The sequence below is a fragment of the Streptomyces sp. 11-1-2 genome, from assembly GCF_003595545.1.
GTDB lineage: Bacteria > Actinomycetota > Actinomycetes > Streptomycetales > Streptomycetaceae > Streptomyces > Streptomyces hygroscopicus_B.
Genome location: NZ_CP022545.1, coordinates 10,492,076 through 10,507,699, shown reverse-complemented (window position 1 = coordinate 10,507,699; position 15,624 = coordinate 10,492,076). Strand labels below are relative to the sequence as shown.

General features: G+C 72.3%; 16 protein-coding genes and 1 pseudogene. 9 read left to right on the top strand and 8 right to left on the bottom strand.

The features are described 5' to 3' along the window. Positions 1-131: 131 nt before the first annotated feature. Complete coding sequence (locus CGL27_RS44995; protein ID WP_119994862.1) at positions 132-1,055, bottom strand: LysR family transcriptional regulator; 924 nt, start codon at positions 1,053-1,055, stop codon at positions 132-134. Between the two features lie 292 nt (positions 1,056-1,347). Here CGL27_RS44995 and CGL27_RS44990 point away from each other — a divergent pair, with 292 nt between their 5' ends. From CGL27_RS44990 to CGL27_RS44975, 4 genes and pseudogenes are all read left to right on the top strand, one after another. Continuing rightward, positions 1,348-2,061 carry an SDR family oxidoreductase gene (locus CGL27_RS44990; RefSeq protein ID WP_119993403.1) on the top strand — a complete coding sequence of 238 codons (714 nt, stop codon included), beginning with the start codon at positions 1,348-1,350 and terminating at the stop codon, positions 2,059-2,061. 124 nt (positions 2,062-2,185) lie between these two features. Beyond that, the gene (locus CGL27_RS44985; RefSeq protein ID WP_119993401.1) at positions 2,186-2,566 is read left to right on the top strand and encodes a nuclear transport factor 2 family protein; all 381 of its coding nucleotides are present in this window, start codon (positions 2,186-2,188) and stop codon (positions 2,564-2,566) included. Positions 2,567-2,654: 88 nt separating this feature from the next. Then, complete coding sequence (locus CGL27_RS44980; RefSeq protein ID WP_119993399.1) at positions 2,655-3,923, top strand: YbfB/YjiJ family MFS transporter; 1,269 nt, start codon at positions 2,655-2,657, stop codon at positions 3,921-3,923. 148 nt (positions 3,924-4,071) lie between these two features. Beyond that, positions 4,072-4,653, top strand: a pseudogene (locus CGL27_RS44975) (SpoIIE family protein phosphatase); the annotation flags it as partial. Between the two features lie 200 nt (positions 4,654-4,853). On the opposite strand, the gene CGL27_RS44970 reads toward CGL27_RS44975, so the two are convergent. Next, positions 4,854-6,473, bottom strand: coding sequence for an ATP-binding cassette domain-containing protein (locus CGL27_RS44970; RefSeq protein ID WP_078645889.1), 1,620 nt, complete (start codon positions 6,471-6,473; stop codon positions 4,854-4,856). Between the two features lie 141 nt (positions 6,474-6,614). Between CGL27_RS44970 and CGL27_RS44965 the strand changes: the two genes are divergently transcribed. Continuing rightward, complete coding sequence (locus tag CGL27_RS44965; protein WP_093468954.1) at positions 6,615-7,109, top strand: Rieske (2Fe-2S) protein; 495 nt, start codon at positions 6,615-6,617, stop codon at positions 7,107-7,109. Here CGL27_RS44965 and CGL27_RS44960 read toward each other — a convergent pair. Further along, the gene (locus CGL27_RS44960) at positions 7,075-7,779 is read right to left on the bottom strand and encodes an isochorismatase family protein (RefSeq protein WP_119993397.1); all 705 of its coding nucleotides are present in this window, start codon (positions 7,777-7,779) and stop codon (positions 7,075-7,077) included. The genes CGL27_RS44965 and CGL27_RS44960 overlap by 35 nt on opposite strands. 57 nt (positions 7,780-7,836) lie before the next feature. Here CGL27_RS44960 and CGL27_RS44955 point away from each other — a divergent pair, with 57 nt between their 5' ends. After that, on the top strand, positions 7,837-8,304 hold the full coding sequence (locus CGL27_RS44955; protein ID WP_119993395.1) for a pyridoxamine 5'-phosphate oxidase family protein: 468 nt from the start codon (positions 7,837-7,839) through the stop codon (positions 8,302-8,304). Positions 8,305-8,366: 62 nt separating this feature from the next. On the opposite strand, the gene CGL27_RS44950 is transcribed toward CGL27_RS44955, so the two are convergent. Continuing rightward, the gene (locus CGL27_RS44950) at positions 8,367-9,275 is read right to left on the bottom strand and encodes a LysR family transcriptional regulator (RefSeq protein WP_078645885.1); all 909 of its coding nucleotides are present in this window, start codon (positions 9,273-9,275) and stop codon (positions 8,367-8,369) included. A 73-nt stretch (positions 9,276-9,348) separates the two neighbouring features. On the opposite strand from CGL27_RS44950, the gene CGL27_RS44945 reads away from it, so the two are divergent. Continuing rightward, entirely contained in the window at positions 9,349-10,302 is a 954-nt protein-coding gene (locus CGL27_RS44945; protein ID WP_119993393.1) for a DMT family transporter, read from the top strand. A 176-nt stretch (positions 10,303-10,478) separates the two neighbouring features. On the opposite strand, the gene CGL27_RS44940 is transcribed toward CGL27_RS44945, so the two are convergent. After that, positions 10,479-11,807 (bottom strand): aminotransferase class I/II-fold pyridoxal phosphate-dependent enzyme, encoded by a 1,329-nt coding sequence (locus CGL27_RS44940; RefSeq protein WP_119993391.1) that lies wholly within the window; start codon positions 11,805-11,807, stop codon positions 10,479-10,481. Positions 11,808-11,843: 36 nt separating this feature from the next. Here CGL27_RS44940 and CGL27_RS44935 point away from each other — a divergent pair, with 36 nt between their 5' ends. Further along, positions 11,844-12,545 (top strand): pyridoxamine 5'-phosphate oxidase family protein, encoded by a 702-nt coding sequence (locus CGL27_RS44935; protein ID WP_119993389.1) that lies wholly within the window; start codon positions 11,844-11,846, stop codon positions 12,543-12,545. On the opposite strand, the gene CGL27_RS44930 is transcribed toward CGL27_RS44935, so the two are convergent. Both CGL27_RS44930 and CGL27_RS44925 read right to left on the bottom strand, forming a co-directional pair. Continuing rightward, entirely contained in the window at positions 12,532-13,587 is a 1,056-nt protein-coding gene (locus CGL27_RS44930) for an EamA family transporter (protein WP_240450854.1), read from the bottom strand. The genes CGL27_RS44935 and CGL27_RS44930 overlap by 14 nt on opposite strands. 31 nt (positions 13,588-13,618) lie before the next feature. Beyond that, entirely contained in the window at positions 13,619-14,146 is a 528-nt protein-coding gene (locus CGL27_RS44925; protein WP_119993387.1) for a Clp protease N-terminal domain-containing protein, read from the bottom strand. Positions 14,147-14,371: 225 nt separating this feature from the next. Here CGL27_RS44925 and CGL27_RS44920 point away from each other — a divergent pair, with 225 nt between their 5' ends. Continuing rightward, positions 14,372-14,800 (top strand): SRPBCC family protein, encoded by a 429-nt coding sequence (locus CGL27_RS44920; protein WP_119993386.1) that lies wholly within the window; start codon positions 14,372-14,374, stop codon positions 14,798-14,800. Positions 14,801-14,871: 71 nt separating this feature from the next. Here CGL27_RS44920 and CGL27_RS44915 read toward each other — a convergent pair whose 3' ends face one another. Further along, a complete protein-coding gene (locus CGL27_RS44915) occupies positions 14,872-15,528 on the bottom strand; it encodes a PadR family transcriptional regulator (protein WP_119993384.1) in 657 nt (218 codons plus the stop codon). Positions 15,529-15,624: the final 96 nt, after the last annotated feature.

Below are 15,624 nucleotides of genomic sequence, written 5' to 3'. Positions count from 1 at the left end.
GAAGACGACGGCGGCGGCAAGGGCGTGAGGCGCCCGCGTGCCCGGTCGCCGGGCGGTTCGTCCGGAAGGTGAAGGACTCCTGGGGGAGAGGGGCCGTCCGGGCTTGCCACTCCCACCAGGATCCGGCCGGTCTACCGCTTGTACGGATCCCCGTCAGGGAGCCATGCGTCCGGCGCGTGGATGCCGAAGTCGCGGGCGCCTTCCGTCAGGGCGTCGACGGTGCTCAGTACGGCTGGGCGGAGTTCGTCCCGGCGCCAGACGAGAGACCAGGTCCAGTAGACCTTCGGCTCGGCCACGGGGCGTGCGGCCAGATCGGGCGGCAGTGGAGTGGTCTGGCCCTTGGGCGAGTTGAGGATGGGCCGCCTGCTCCGACGCACATGGTCGAAGAACACGGGACCGGTGATGCCGCCGTCCGTGATGCGCACCGCGGGGACGCCGGCCTCTTCGGCCAATCGCCCCGCGTAGTCGTTCCAGGACAGCCATGTGCTGGTGTCGTCGTCCAGCAGAACGTCGATGTCCCGGGCGCGGACCTCGCCGGTGTCCTGCCCGGCCGAGACGGCGTACAGCCGCTCCGCGCCGATCAGTCTGGCGCTGAGTCCGAGCTTCTCCAGGTCGTCGGTACGGATCCAGCACACCGCGAGGTCGAGGCCGCCGTCCGCGACGCGGGCTGCCTGGGCGTGGGAGGGCGCGACCCATGTGTCGATATGCAGGCGCGCCACGGACGAGGCGCGGGCGGTCAGGTCCGGGGGCAGCCAGTTGACGTAGCCGAGCCGGACCGGTTCCGAGCCCGCGATCCTGGCGGCGCGGTTGCGGAGATCGTCGGCGCGCTCGAGCAGGGCCCGGGTGTGCGGGAGCAGGGCCGCCCCGGCCGGAGTGAGGGCCACCGAACGGCGGTCGCGGTCGAAGAGCCGGACGCCGAGATCCCGTTCCAGCGACTTGATCTGCTGGGACAGGGAGGGGCCGGCGATCAGGAGCCGCTCCGCGGCCCGGCCGAAGTTCAGCTCTTCGGCTACAGCGACGAAATACCGCAACTGGCGCAGCTCCACGCACGCAATGCTACCTGCGGCCGGGGACCCGGCCGGTCCCGCCCTCGGCCGCCTCGCCCCCCATGCGTCCACGCCCGCTCAGTGGCCCCGACGCGCGGGCGGAGGGGCGGTCTCGCATCGGGGGCGTCCGTGTGACCGGCTTCCTCCCATCTGATAGGCGCTACCTCCCACCGCAGGTCACAGCGGTGCCGGGGCGGGCGGGAGGCCTCGCCTTCCTTGGTATTTTGTCGACCGGTCGTCTATGTTCATGGGGAGCCGGTCGTGAACACCGGCCGGACAACCCCCACTGGAGAAAGTCACCATGAGCACTCCTGACCAGAAGGTCGCCATCATCACCGGCGCGTCCCAGGGCATCGGCGCGGGCCTGGTCGAGGCGTACCGGAAGCTCGGCTACGCCGTCGTCGCGACCTCGCGCGGGATCGCTCCCTCACCGGACCCGCAGGTCCTCAGCGTCCAGGGCGACATCGCCGACCCGGCCACCGCCGAGCGGGTGGCCGGCGCCGCGATAGAGCGCTTCGGCCGCATCGACACGCTGGTCAACAACGCCGGCATCTTCGTCGCCAAGCCGTTCACCGAGTACACGCGGCAGGACTACGACACGGTCACCGGCGTCAACCTGAGCGGTTTCTTCCGCATCACCCAGCTCGCGGTCGAGCAGATGCTCCGTCAGGGCGGCGGGCACGTCGTCCAGATCACCACCAGCCTGGTCGACCACGCCAACTCGGCGGTCGCCTCCGTCCTGGCCTCCCTGACCAAGGGCGGACTCCAGTCGGCGACCAAGGCCCTGGCCATCGAATACGCGACCCGCGGGGTGCGCAGCAACGCCGTGTCACTCGGCATCATCAAGACACCGATGCACCCGGCGGACTACCACGACACCCTCGCCGCCCTCCACCCGGTCGGCCGGATGGGAGAGATCAGCGACATCGTCGACGCCGTCACGTACCTGGAGAACGCTCCCTTCGTCACCGGCGAGATCCTCCACGTCGACGGTGGCCAGAGCGCCGGCCACTGACCCCCCGCACACACCGCCCGGGCGTCACACCCGCCGCCCGGGCACACCCTTCCCGGACCATGACCCTCAGGCGTCGGCTCTCAGGCAGGCGAGCGACGCCTCACCCCCTGTTGGAGCTGACACCATGAGTACTGACGTGCTGAACGACCCCCTGCACGAGGTGCTGGGCCGCTGGCAGGCCGCTTTCGACGGCCACCAGACGGACGCGATGGCCGACCTGTTCACGCCCGACGCCCTCTTCCAGGGATTCGGGCCCGAAACGATCTTCGGCCGGGACGCGGTGCGCGGCTACTACGCGGCCGTTCCGGACTACCGCAGGGCCCATCTGGGGAACGTCCACGGCTACCGGATCGGCGAACACGTGGCCGGTGGCTTCGCGGACGTCACCTTCCGGGATCCGACGGGCTGGGAGGCCCCGGTGCATCTGTCGTTGGTCCTTCAGCGCGAGGGCGGCAGTTGGCGGATCCGTCAGTACCACGTCTCCCGTATCGCCGCTGATCACTGAGGCGGCGGTGCCCGTAAGAGGCTGGGCCTACCAGCAGGGAGGAAGCCGATCCTGGCATTCTCCCTGCTGGCGGGCGCAGTCTGAGGCCATGCAGCAGCACGTCACCGACTCCCGAGGCGTACGTCACTCACCCTGGGCCCATGTCCTTCAGGCCGCCGCCGCGTTGGGGGCGGGCATGGGTGTGGGCCGTTTCGTCTACACCCCGATTCTTCCCCTGATGCACGCTCAGGTCGGGCTGTCCGCCGCGACGGGGGCGAATCTCGCCACCGCCAACTACGTCGGCTATCTGATCGGCGCGCTCGCCGGCACCTTCCTGCCTCGGCTGGTGCGCTCCCCGGCCGTCCTGCGGAGTTGCCTGGTGGTGCTGACGGTGTCCCTGGCCGCGATGCCAGTGACCCACTCCCCCGGTGCATGGCTGCTGCTCCGGCTGTGTGCGGGCGTGGCCAGTGCGCTGATCTTCGTCATCGCCGCCAGCTCCCTGCTCAGCCATCTGCGCGACCACCCCGCCCATTTGCCCGGGTGGGCCTTCGGAGGAGTCGGGGCCGGTATCGCCCTGTCCGGGCTGCTCGTCCTCGCCCTGCGCACCATCGCCGACTGGCAGGCCGCGTGGTGGGCCTCCGCCGGGCTGACCGCACTGCTCGCCCTTCCCGCATGGTTCCTGCGGCCGGAACCCGCGCCCCCGTCGGCGTCCGCCACGCCCGGAGCGGAGCGGCGGGCGACCGGCCCGCGTACCCATCGGTGGTTCACCGCGCTCCTCGCGTCCTACACGCTGGAGGGCATCGGCTACATCATCGCGGGCACCTTCCTGGTGGCCGCGATCGAGCAGAGTTCTCCCGGTTGGATCGGCAGTGGTGCCTGGGTGCTGGTCGGCTTGGCGGCCATCCCGTCCTCCGCACTGTGGGCGGGGCTGGGCCGGCGCTGGTCCCGCCCGGGCCTCCTGCTGGCCGCCCTGGCCATCCAGGCCGTCGGCATCGCCCTGCCCGCGCTGATCGGTGGCGTCGCCGCCGCGCTGATCTCCGCGGTGCTCTTCGGCGCCACGTTCATCGGCGTCAGCACGCTCGCGCTGGCGACCGGCGCACATCTGCGCTTCCCCCGCGCGGTCGCCCTGCTGACGGCCGGATACTCGGTGGGCCAGATCCTCGGCCCGCTGGTCGCCACGCCTCTGCTGCACCACGGTTACCACCAGGCCCTGATCCTCGCGGCCGTCGTCGTCCTGGCGTCCGCCGTCGCGGCAGCCCTGCTCCGGATCGGTTTCCCCCACCACATGCCCACGCCCGGCCACCCGGTCGCGCGCTCGGAACCCGCACCGGGCGGGCAGCCCACGGCCATCGATACCGCACGGGCGCAGGCGGACTGACCTCCACACAAAGCCCGCCGCCGTGGGCCTCACGCACCGGCACCACCGGCGCGCCCTCACCCCTCCCGAGTGGCGATCCTCCGGTCCCCAGTGGTGCGATCTTCCGGCCGCGACAGGCGCGCTGCAGGCGATGCACCTCCAGGAGCAGCGGCGGCGCCACCGTGAGCTGGCCCGGGTGCGGTCCGGTGTCCGAGGCCACGCGGCGGGTCGTCCTGCGGCCGTTGCCGCATCGGCTGGGCCCGCTGCGGGTCGCTTCGCTGAACATGGCGGCCGAGGACGAGGCGCAGATCGGCGGGGATCTGTACGCGGCGACCCGGGTCGAGGACTCCACCCGGATGATCATCGGGGATGTCCGTGGCAAGGGGCTGACCTCCATCAGCGACGCGTCGGTGCTGATGGGCGCCTTCCGGGAGGCCGCCCACGGCTCGAGCGCCTCCCGCACGCCCGACACCTTCGCCTTCAAGGACGGCGACACGCTGCTGCTCTCTACGGACGGGGTGATCGAGACCCGCGCCCCGACGGGTCCTTCTATCCGCTGGCCCAACGGGCCGGGCAGTGGAGGTGCTCCGGTCCCGAAGGGCTTCCGCACCACCTCCGCCGCGATCTGCTGGACCATGTCGGTGGGCGGCTGGGCGACGACGCCGCCATGGTGGTCATCCAGCGCTCGCCGGCCCTCCACCCGGTGCAGCAGCTGAAGAAGATGGTGCCGGTCAACGGCGCCCACCGTTGATCCGCGGCGTTCCAGCAGATCCGGCAGACCCGGCGGAACGCCGCCCAACTCGGCAGGCCGGACGAAGTCCACTGCGGTTCGGCAGGTGCCCTGAAGGGGCGCCGGGCTATGTCGATGTGCGGCTCCGCCGCGCGGGCGCGACCAGCCACGATGGCGCCACAGACGACCGACGGCACGGCGCGGCACATCCAGCGGAGCGTTTAGCGGACCCGCTCGACGCGGCGCTCGTCCCAGACCGGCTCCGCCGTCTCGCGGACGACACCGTCCGAACCGAAGACCAGGAAGCGGTCGAAGGACCGCGCGAACCAGCGGTCATGGGTGACCGCGAGCACCGTCCCGTCATAGGCGCCGAGCCCGTCCTGCAGCGCTTCGGCCGACTCCAGGTCCAGGTTGTCCGTGGGCTCGTCCAGCAGCAGCGCGGTCGTCCCGGCCAGCTCGAGCAGCAGGATCTGGAACCGGGCCTGCTGACCGCCCGAGAGCCGGTCGAAGGTCTGGTCGCCCTGCCGGTCGAGCTCATAGCGCCGTAGCGCGCTCATCGAGCGGCCCCGGTCCCGGGCGTGCTCGGTCCACAGGATGTCGACCAGCGTGCGCCCGAAGAGCTCCGGATGGGCGTGGGTCTGGGCGAAGTGACCGGGCACGACCCGCGCGCCCAGCTTCCACTCCCCCCGGTGGTCGACGCTCTGGCCCGCCAGGAGCCGCAGGAAGTGGGACTTGCCCGAGCCGTTGGAGCCCAGGACGGCCACCCGCTCACCGTAGAAGACCTCCAGGTCGAAGGGGCGCATCAGCCCCTCCAGCTCCAGCGCCCGGCAGGTCAGCGCCCGCACCCCGGTGCGTCCGCCCGCGAGCCGCATGGTGATGTCCTGTTTGCGCGGGGGCTCCGGTGGCGGCCCGGCCTCCTCGAACTTCCGCAGCCGGGTCTTGGCGGCCTGGTAGCGGGAGGCCATCTCGTCGCTGCGGGCGGCGTACCGCTGCATGTCCAGCACCAGCCGTTTGAGCTGGGCATGCTTCTCGTCCCAGCGCCGCCGGAGCTCCTCGAAGCGCTCGAACCGCTCCTCGCGGGCGTCGTGGTAGGTGGCGAAACCGGCCCCGTGCACCCACACATCGCTGCCCGCCGGGCTCGGCTCGACGCTGACGATCCGGTCGGCCGCGCGGGCCAGCAGTTCCCGGTCGTGGCTGATGAACAGCACGGTCTTACGGGTCTCGCGCAGCCGCTCCTCCAGCCACTGCTTGCCCGGTACGTCCAGGTAGTTGTCCGGCTCGTCCAGCAGCAGCACATCGTCGGGCCCGCGCAGCAGCGCCTCCAGCACCAGCCGCTTCTGCTCGCCCCCGCTGAGGGTGCGCACCTGGCGCCACTGCGCCCGTTCGTACGGCACTCCGAGCGCCGCCGTGGTGCACATGTCCCATACCGTCTCGGCCTCGTAGCCACGCGCCTCGGCCCAGTCGCTCAGGCTCTGGGCATAGGCCATCTGGGCGGCCTCGTCGTCCCGCTCCATGATCGCCAGCTCGGCCTCGTCGACCGCGCGGGCGGCCTCGCGGATCCGGGGCTGGGCCACCGACACCAGCAGGTCGCGCACCGTCCGCTCATCGCGTACGGAGCCGATGAACTGCGGCATCACCCCGAGCGAGCCGCTGACCGTGACCGTGCCGCCGTGCGGCTCCACCTCGCCGGAGACCAGCCGGAGCAACGTGGTCTTGCCCGCCCCGTTTGGCCCGACCAGGGCGGCCACCGTGCCCTCCGCGACGCGGAACGACACATCGCCGAGCAGCAGCCGTCCGTCGGGCAGGAAATAGGCGAGGTGCGCGGCCTCCAGATGTCCCATGGTCCGGCATTCTCACGGCCCGGCCGCCCTGTCGGCAAAGTGATTTCCCGGACCGGGCCCCAGGATGCCCGCAGGTGGCTGAACGCGGGGGCCCCGCCATCCGTATGGCAGAGAAACGTCCCCTGATCAGGAGGCACCACCATGACGCAGTCGGCAATCAACGGGCAGGGCACCACCCGCCGCGCCGTCGTCACCGCGGCGGGAGTGGCCGGGCTGGCCGCCACGCTTGCCGCATGCGGCAAGGACGACAGCGGCGATTCGGACAGCGGCAGCGCGGGCAGCGCCCAGGACGCCGGGGGGTCGCAGCCGTCGCAGAGCGCGGAGGGCGGCCAGTCGGCCGGCGGGGACGGCATGGAACTGGCCAAGACCTCCCAGATCCCCGAGGGCGGCGGCATGGTCTTCAAGGACCACAAGGTCGTGGTGACCCAGCCCAAGGCGGGTGAGTTCAAGGCGTTCTCGTCGATCTGTACGCACCAGGGCTGCTCGGTCGGCGATGTGACCGGCGGCACCATCAACTGCCCGTGCCACCAGAGCAAGTTCGACATCACCGACGGCAGTGTGAAGGGCGGACCGGCGCAGAAGCCGCTGCCGGGCGCGCAGATCAAGGTGCAGGGAAGCTCGATCTGGATGGCGTGACGGCCGTCCTCCGCCAGCAGGCGACCACCTCGTCGGCCGTGGTGACGGCGGCCACGAGGGCGAGGGTGTGGCGGACCATCGCCGGGGTGTACGAGGCGGGCACCCCGGCGATCGCGTCCTCGGGCACCACGGCCGTATAGCCGAGGTTGACGGCGTCGAAGACGGCGCCCGGGATCGCCACATTGGCCGACACGCCGGTGATGACCAGCGTGCGGCAGCCCAGATTGCGCAGCAGCGCGTCCACCTCGGTCCCGGCGATCGGCGAGAGGCCGTGCAGCCGCCGTACGACCAGGTCCTCGGCGGCCACCGGAACCGGTTCGGCGATCTCCACCGCCGCGCTTCCGGTGAGCTGCCGGACCGGCAGCCGCTCGACGGCCCGGAACAGCGGTGCGTTGCGGTTCGCGCCGCGTCCGTCGGCGCGCCGCTCGGCCACCGCGTGCAGCACCTGGACGCCCGTGTCGTGGGCGGCGGCCACCAGCTGGGCGACACGCCCGAGCGCACCGGACTCCTGGGCCACGGCGGCCAGTTCGGGCAGCGCGCTGTCCGGGCCCACCACACCGCGCTGGCATTCGACGGTGAGCAGGGCACAGCCGTCCGGCCGGAGCAGTTCCACCAGGTCTTCGCGGGGGCTCGGGGTCACGGCGCGGAAGAGTAGCGCCCCTTGCGTCATCAAGGAAGAGCCATCATCCTGTGCCGGACATCCAGTTACCGGGAGGCACGGGGTCGGATGACCGTCACCCAGCGGCGGGGACGCCGCATCATGATGGCTCAGGACGAGCTGGACGCCTTCCTCGCCGAACAGCGCACCTGCCGGGTGGCGACCGTGGCCGCGGACGGGCGGCCGCATGTCAGCCCGCTGTGGTTCTGCTGGGACGGCGCCGCGCTGTGGCTGTACTCCCTGACCCGCAGCCGCCGCTGGGCCGAGGTGCGCCGCGATCCGCGGATCGCGGTGGTGGTCGACGACGGGCACGACTACGGCGAGCTGCGCGGGGTGGAACTCTCCGGCGAGGCGGTCCTGGTCGGCGAGGCGCCGCGCACCGGCGTGTCGTGCCCGGAACTCGACACGCCGGAGCGGATGTTCGCGGCGAAGTACTTCGGCCTGGACGCCATGCCGCACGACGGGCGCCACGCATGGCTGCGCCTGGCCCCCGAGGCGATCCGCTCCTGGGACTTCCGCAAGATGCCGCAGGGCTGACCCGGAGCCCGGGGAGCGGGGCCCGGACCGGGCTCCGGGCCCGGCTCCCGGTCAGTCGGCGGTCAGTCGACGATCTTCTCGCCGACGGACCGCAGCACCTCGACCGCCGCGCGGATCGAGGGCCGGCGATCGGCGTCCGCGCGCCAGATCGCGTAGATGTGCCGCCGCATCGTGGGCTGGCTGACGGGCACCATCCGCACCCCCTCGGGCACCGGGCCGCGGCCCAGCCGGGGCACCACGGCGATGCCCAGCCCGGCGGCGATCAGCGAGAGCTGGGTGTGGTGCTCATGCGCGGTGTGCCGGATCCTCGGCTCGATGCCCTTGCCGCGCAGGGTGACCATCAGCCAGTCGTAGCAGAACCCGCCCTTGGGCCAGGAGACCCACTCGTCGTCCACGAAGTCCTCCGGCTCGACCGCGTGGCGGTCGGCGAGGGGGTGGTCGGCGGGCATCGCCACATCCACCGGGTCGTCCAGCAGGGCGGCCTTCACCAGCCCGCCGGGCATCGGCAGGGGTTTGTTGTACCAGTCCAGGACCACGGCCAGATCGATGTCGCCGCGCACCACCGAGGGCACCGACTCATCGGGCTCCATCTCCTGCAACCGCACGTTCAGCTGCGGATGCTCGGTGCGCAGCCGGCCCAGCGCGTCCGGGAAGAGACCGCGGACGGCGGTCGGGAACGCGCCCAGCAGCAGCTCGCCGACGGCATGGCCACGCTGCGCCTCCAGATCCGCCTGGGCCAGCTCCACCTGGGAGAGGATGCGCGCCGCGTGATCGGAGAGCAGCCGTCCGGCGTCGGTGAGGCGGATCCCGCGCCCGTTCTTGGCGAGGAGCTGCTGACCGGTCTCCCGCTCCAGCTTGGCGAGTTGCTGGGAGACGGCGGAGGTGGTGACATGCAGCCCCTCGGCGGCGCCGCTCACGGAGCCGTGGCGGGCCACGGCGTGCAAGGTCCGTAGGCGATCCAGGTTCAACATATAAGGAATCCTACGCGATACCGCGAACGAAATCTCGCTTGTCCTAAGAGGTTGTAGCCCACATCGTAAAGCCATGACCTCAGCGACCGCCTCGGCGCCCCCTGCCGCCGCCTCCACGGCGGAGACCTCCTCCTCCCCCGCCCGCCGACCGCTCCTCGACTGGCGGATCCGCTTCGGCGTGCTGTCCCTGATCTGGGGTTTCAGCTTTCTCTTCATCAAGGTGGGCAATGAGGCGTTCGCCCCCTTGTACGTCACGCTCGGGCGGATGCTGTTCGGCACCGCCGTACTGCTCGTGACGCTGGTGGTCAAGCGGGAGCGGCTGCCGCGCGGGGCGCGGGTCTGGGGCCATCTGGCGGTGGCCGCGTTCTTCCTCAACGCGCTGCCGTTCTCGCTGTTCGCCTACGCCGAGCTGACGATCCCCTCGACCCTGGCCGGTATCTGCAACGCCGCCTCGCCGCTGTGGGGGATGCTGCTCGCGGTGGTCGTGGTCTCCGACGACCGGCCGAGCCGTCAGCGTGTCGCGGGTCTCGGGCTCGGCTTCATCGGCGTGTTGGTCGTGCTGGGCGCCTGGCAGGGCTTCTCCGGCCAGGACCCGCGGGGCACGGTGCTGGCGCTGATCGCCTCGGCCAGCTACGCGGTCGGCTGGCAGTACGTCCGGCGCACGCTGAGCGACACGGGCCACTCCCATCTGTCGATGTCCGGCGGTCAGCTGCTGCTCGGCACGGTGCAACTCGCCCTCGTCGCACCGGTGTTCGCGACGACGCCCACCTCCTTCCCGGTCCTGCCCCTGCTCTCCGTGCTCGCCCTGGGCGCGCTGGGCACCGGAGTGGCGTTCCTGGTCCAGTACGGGCTCGTCGACGAGGTCGGCCCGACGACGGCGATGATGGTCACCTACTTCGTTCCGGTGATCGCCACCACCGCGGGCGTGGCGATCCTCGGGGAACACCTCACCTGGAACACACCGGTGGGCGCGGCCGTCGTCCTCATCGGCGCGGCCCTGACCCAGCGGCGCTCCACCGCGCGATAGCCCATCGACCGCCCGATAGCCGCCCCGCCGCCCGTCAGCCGATCGGCCGCCCGTTGGCCGATCGAGCGCACCGGCCGTCACATCAGAGTGTCGAGCGCCAACCGACAGGTCGCGGACGCGCCTGCCGGTTGGCGTTGAGCCCGTGCCCCCGTGGTCGGCGTACGGAATCACGGACACTAGTCCAGCCGCCCCGAGACCGTCGCCCCCGCCGCCGCGGCCACCGCGGCGGCCACCGTCTCGATCTCGTCGGCGGCCAGCGGCGAAACCGTCAGCCGGATCCCCGGTGGCGAGGCAACGCGGAAGCGCGCCCCCGGGGCGACGGCCCAGCCCGACGCCAGCAGCCGGGCGACCGCGCCGGTCTCGTCCGGGACCGGCACCCACACATTCATCCCGCTCCGCCCGTGCGCGGCGATCCCCCGCTCCCGCAGCGCCCGCACCAGCGCGGCGCGCCGCGTGTCGTACGACGCCGCCACCGCCGCCGCGTCGACCGCGCCCGCCCGCCACAGCCCGCCGACCGCCTCCTGCAGCAGATGGCTGACCCAGCCCGGCCCCAGCCGCTGGCGGCCACGCACCCGGTCCAGGGTGACGGGGTCGCCGGTGAGCACGGCGAGCCGCAGATCGGGGCCGTACGCCTTGGCGGTGGAGCGGACCAGCGCCCAGTGGTCCGTGCCCCCGGCCAGCGGACGCAGCGGGAGGTCCACGATGCCGTGCCCGTGGTCGTCCTCGATCAGCAGCACGGAGGGGTGGGCGGCGAGGACTGTCCGCAGCTCGCGGGCGCGTGTCGCGCTCACCACCGCGCCCGTCGGGTTCTGCGCCCGGTCGGTCACCATCAGCGCCCGCGCCCCCTGGGCCAGCGCCTGCTCCACCCGCTCGGGCAGCGGTCCGTCGTCGTCGACCCCGACCGGGACGGCGCGCAGTCCGAGCGCCGGGATCAGGTCGAGCAGACTGCCCCAGCCGGGGTCCTCGACCGCGACCGCGTCACCGGGACGCAGATGCGCGGCCAGTACTCGCTCGATCGCGTCGAGCGCGCCCGAGGTGACGGCGACCGGCCCGGCCGGCACCCCGTCCGCGTCGAGGGCGGCCCGGGCGAGCTCGGCCACCTCGGGGACGACGTCCGGCGCGCCGTACAACGTGGGGCGCTCCGCCGCGCGGGCCGCGGCCGCCGCGAGCGGCGCGCCGAGCGGGGGCAGCAGCGCGGGGTCGGGGTTGCCGCTCGACAGGTCGCGCGCGCCGCTGGCGTCGACCCCGATCCACTCGCGGGGCGTACTGGAGGGGCGGGAGCGCACTCGGCTCCCCCGGCGCCCCGCCGTCTCGATCACGCCTCGTTCGCGCAGCACGCGATAGGCGGCCGCGACTGTATTGGCGTTCACGCCCAGCCGCTGCGCCAACTCCCGCAGAGGAGGCAGCAGTTGGCCCGGCGGCAGCTCACCGGTGCCGACCGCGCGCTCCACACTGGCCGCGATCTCGGCTGCGCGTCGGCCAACGATCGGATATTCTCCTAGCACAAACGCTATTTTGCACTAATGCAATGGAGGACGCAAATGCCCGCCCCGGACGCCACCGCCGCGACCAACGCGCCCGACAACGCCTACACACCGACCGACCGCACCGTGCCCACCCGCTCCCGCGAGCGCGCGTCGTACGACCGGGAGGTGGTGCACGCGATCCTCGACGAGGGCTACGTCTGCCATCTGGGCTTCATACGCGATGGCGCCCCCGTCGTCCTGCCGACCCTCTACGGCCGGGTCGGGGAGCGGCTGTACCTCCACGGCTCGACGGGGGCGCGCCCCCTGCGCATGGCGGGCGCGCCGGCCGGCGAGGAGCCGGGGCTGCCGGTGTGTCTCACCGTCACCCATGTCGACGGGCTGGTCCTGGCCCGTTCGGCGTTTCACCACTCCATCAACTACCGCTCGGTGGTGGTGCACGGCATCGCCCGCCCGGTGACCGATCCGGCCGAGCGCACCGCGGCCCTGGACGCCCTGGTGGACCATGTGGTGCCGGGCCGTGCCGCCGACTCCCGGCCCGCCAACGGCAAGGAGCTGGCCGCCACCGCCGTGCTCAGCCTCGACCTCGAAGAGGTCTCCGCGAAGATCCGCACCGGCGGGCCCAACGACGACGCCGAGGATCTGGGCCTCCCCCACTGGAGCGGCGTGGTGCCCGTCGCCCGCGCGTACGGCGCGCCGGACCCCGCCGATGACCTCGCGCCCGACACGCCGGTGCCCGGCTACCTCACCCGGCTCTGACCGGGGGCACCCCGGCGCCCTCCGGGTCGTCGCACGCCGGGGACGGGGGCGGCCACCCTCCCGCCGTGTACTCCCGCTCCCCCTCCACCGGCGCCGAGGCCGCCACCGGCTCGGCCGCGGCGGCCTTCGGGGTGGAGGTCTGGGCGATCAGGGCGCCGGTCAGCACCACCGCACCGCCGACGACCTGCGCCACGCCCAGGTGCTCATCCAGCAGCACCCACGCCAGAACGGTCGCGATGACCGCCTCCAGACAGGCGAGCACCCCGGCCACCTGCGGTGAGAGCCGACGCACCGACAACACCCCGGTGAGATACGCGATCACCGTCGCCACCAGCACGATCCAGGCGAGCAGCACCAGGGCGGGAACACGGGCGCCCGCCAGGTCGGCGCCGCCGGTGAGGACCGTCCAGTCCATTCCCCAGGGGCGGCCGACCACGGTCAGCGCCACGGCTCCGATCAGCAGTCCGTAGGCGATGACGCCGAGCGGATCCGCCGGGTCCTGGCCGTCGCTGCCGTGGTCGGAGAGGACGAAGTAGCCCACCTGACAGAAGGCCGCGCCGAAGGCGAGCAGCAGTCCGAGGGGGTTGAAGCTCAGCCCGGACCAGACCTCCACCACACATGCGAGCCCGCCGACGGCCAGGACGACGCCGATCGCCGCGGCCCGGCTCACCGGCCGGCGCTGGACGAACCGCACCCATCCCAGCACCAGCGCGGGCGCCAGGTATTCGACGAGCAGCGCGACACCGACGGGGATCCGGGAGAGCGCCGCGAAGTAGCACGCCTGCACCCCCGCGACGGCCAGCAGACCGAATCCCACCAGCAGGGCGGGGCGGCGGGTCAGCAGCCGGCGATGGCGCCAGGCCAGGGGCAGCAGGATCAGGGCCGCGCCGGTCACTCGCAGCCAGGTGACCTCGAGCGGTGCGAGCCCCGCCTCGATCAGCGGTTTGGCGGCGACGCCCGATCCGCCGAACGTGAGCGCCGACACCAGGGCGAGCCCCAGGCCGACTTTCCTTTGCTGTGAGTGGCCTCCGGATATCTGCACCGGGCCATCATGTCAGCTCATGTCAGTACCGTCACCCCGTTGACTGCTGGCAGGTCTCCACGGCCAGGGCGGTGACCAGCGGTTCGACGGAGACGCCCGCGCGCCGCAGCACCTCCATGGCACGGCACTCCCGGTCACGGACGAACGCGGCGAGGAGATCGAGGCCACCGGCGCGGGCCCCGCCACGGGAGGCGGCGCGGCGGACCGCCGCATCGAGGGCGGCCGCCGCGGCGGGCGACCATCCGGCCATCCCGCTCCCCACCGACAGCGCCGCCCCCGAGACCTCGACGGTGCCGCTCCACCGGAGCCCGTAGCCGATGACGCGCTGCACCAGATACCCCAGCAGCCGTATCACCTGGGGCGGGCCACCGGGAAACACCTCCTGTACCTCCGGGTCGGACTCCAGGAGGCCGTGCAGCAGATGGGCGGTGTCGATCTGCGCGTCACCATCGCGTACGGCGCGCCGGCGAGCCCCCGCGATCACGGCGGCCACCACTTCGCTGACCCGGTCCTCGCATCCGGCGTCGTCCGGGCCGGCGGAAAGGGTAGGACTTCGCACGCTCTCACCCCATCAGTCCCTTGAGGCCGGAGCATCCTCGCCGGGAAGCATGTGCGCATCCCACCGTGGTTGTGCGTGGTTGACCGGTTCTCATCCTCGGGGAGGAGGGGAAGGGGAAACACGGGAACTGACGACTCGTCAGTATTGAATGTTCCGGACCCCGGGGCTACGTTGCCCGGCACCGTCGCACCACACACCGCAGGAACCCGCCGAAGGGACTCCCCCATGGCCGAGGTCAGCGCGCAGACACGCATCGAGGCACCGGCCGAGAAGGTCTGGGCCCGGCTGACGGACTTCTCCACGTACGGCGACTGGAACGCCACCCACACCAGCTTTCCGCGGGGCGGCCCGGCCACGCTGGAAGTGGCGGCGACCTATGAGGAGAACATGAAACTGATGGGCTTTCCGGCCGAGGTGACCTGGACCGTCGAGGAGTGCGAACCCGCCCGGCTGCTGGCCACCCGGGGTAAGGGCCCGATGGGCGTGAACCTCGCCATGCGCTATTCGCTCACACCGGACGGCGATGCCACGACGGTGCGCCTGGACGGGGAGTTCACGGGGGCGGCGGTCTCTTTGATGGCCGGGAAGCTGAAGGACTCGGCGACCAGCGCGCTCAATGAGTCGCTGCGCAAGCTGAGCGCGCTGGTCGTCTAGCGCCGGACAGGCACCTGGCCCCGCATCCCGCCCCGCCGCCCCCGTGCGGCCGTTCCCCCGTCCGATCGGGCTCAGCTCTCGCCGCCCCGCTCGGTGCCGCCCTTCTCCTCGTCCTGCTCGGCGAGGATGAGATACAGCCGCTTGCGCGACTCATTGATGACGGAGACGGCCTTCTGCCGCTGCTCCGCGCTGCCGGTGCGCCAGACCTGGGAAAACGCCTCCATCAGCCCGAAGCCCGCCTGGCGGACCTCGTGCATGGCCTCCCAGTCGATACCGCGCCCGGCCTCTTCCCAGGGAGCCGCGGGCCCCGCCTCGGCCTCGGTGCGGCCGGTGTCGGTGAGCGCGAACAGCTTCTTGCCGCCCTCACTCTCGCTGCCGATCAGCCCCTCGTCCTCGAGCAGCTGAAGCGTGGGGTACACCGAGCCGGGGCTGGGCCGCCAGGCTCCCCCGCTGCGCTCGGCGATCTCCTGGATCATCTCGTAGCCGTGCATCGGGCGGTCCTTCAGCAGGGCCAGGATCGAGGCGCGCACATCGCCGCGCCGCGCCCGCCCACGCGGCCCGCGGCCGCCGGGGCCGCCGCGGCCACGGCCGCCGAACGGGGGCCCACCGAAGGGCGGGCCGTCGAAACCGGGGCCGAACGGGCCGAATGCCGCGCGCCGCCCCTCACCTTCGCCCCGGCCGCGGTGGCCGGGTCCGCAGTGTTCACGTCCATGTCCTTGAGAACGCATCGTGACGCTCCTTTCTATCGTCGATCCATCACGACACTTCAACGATATATCGGAACCGATCGGATGCCAACCCCTTTGGCTCGCCGATACCGCCCC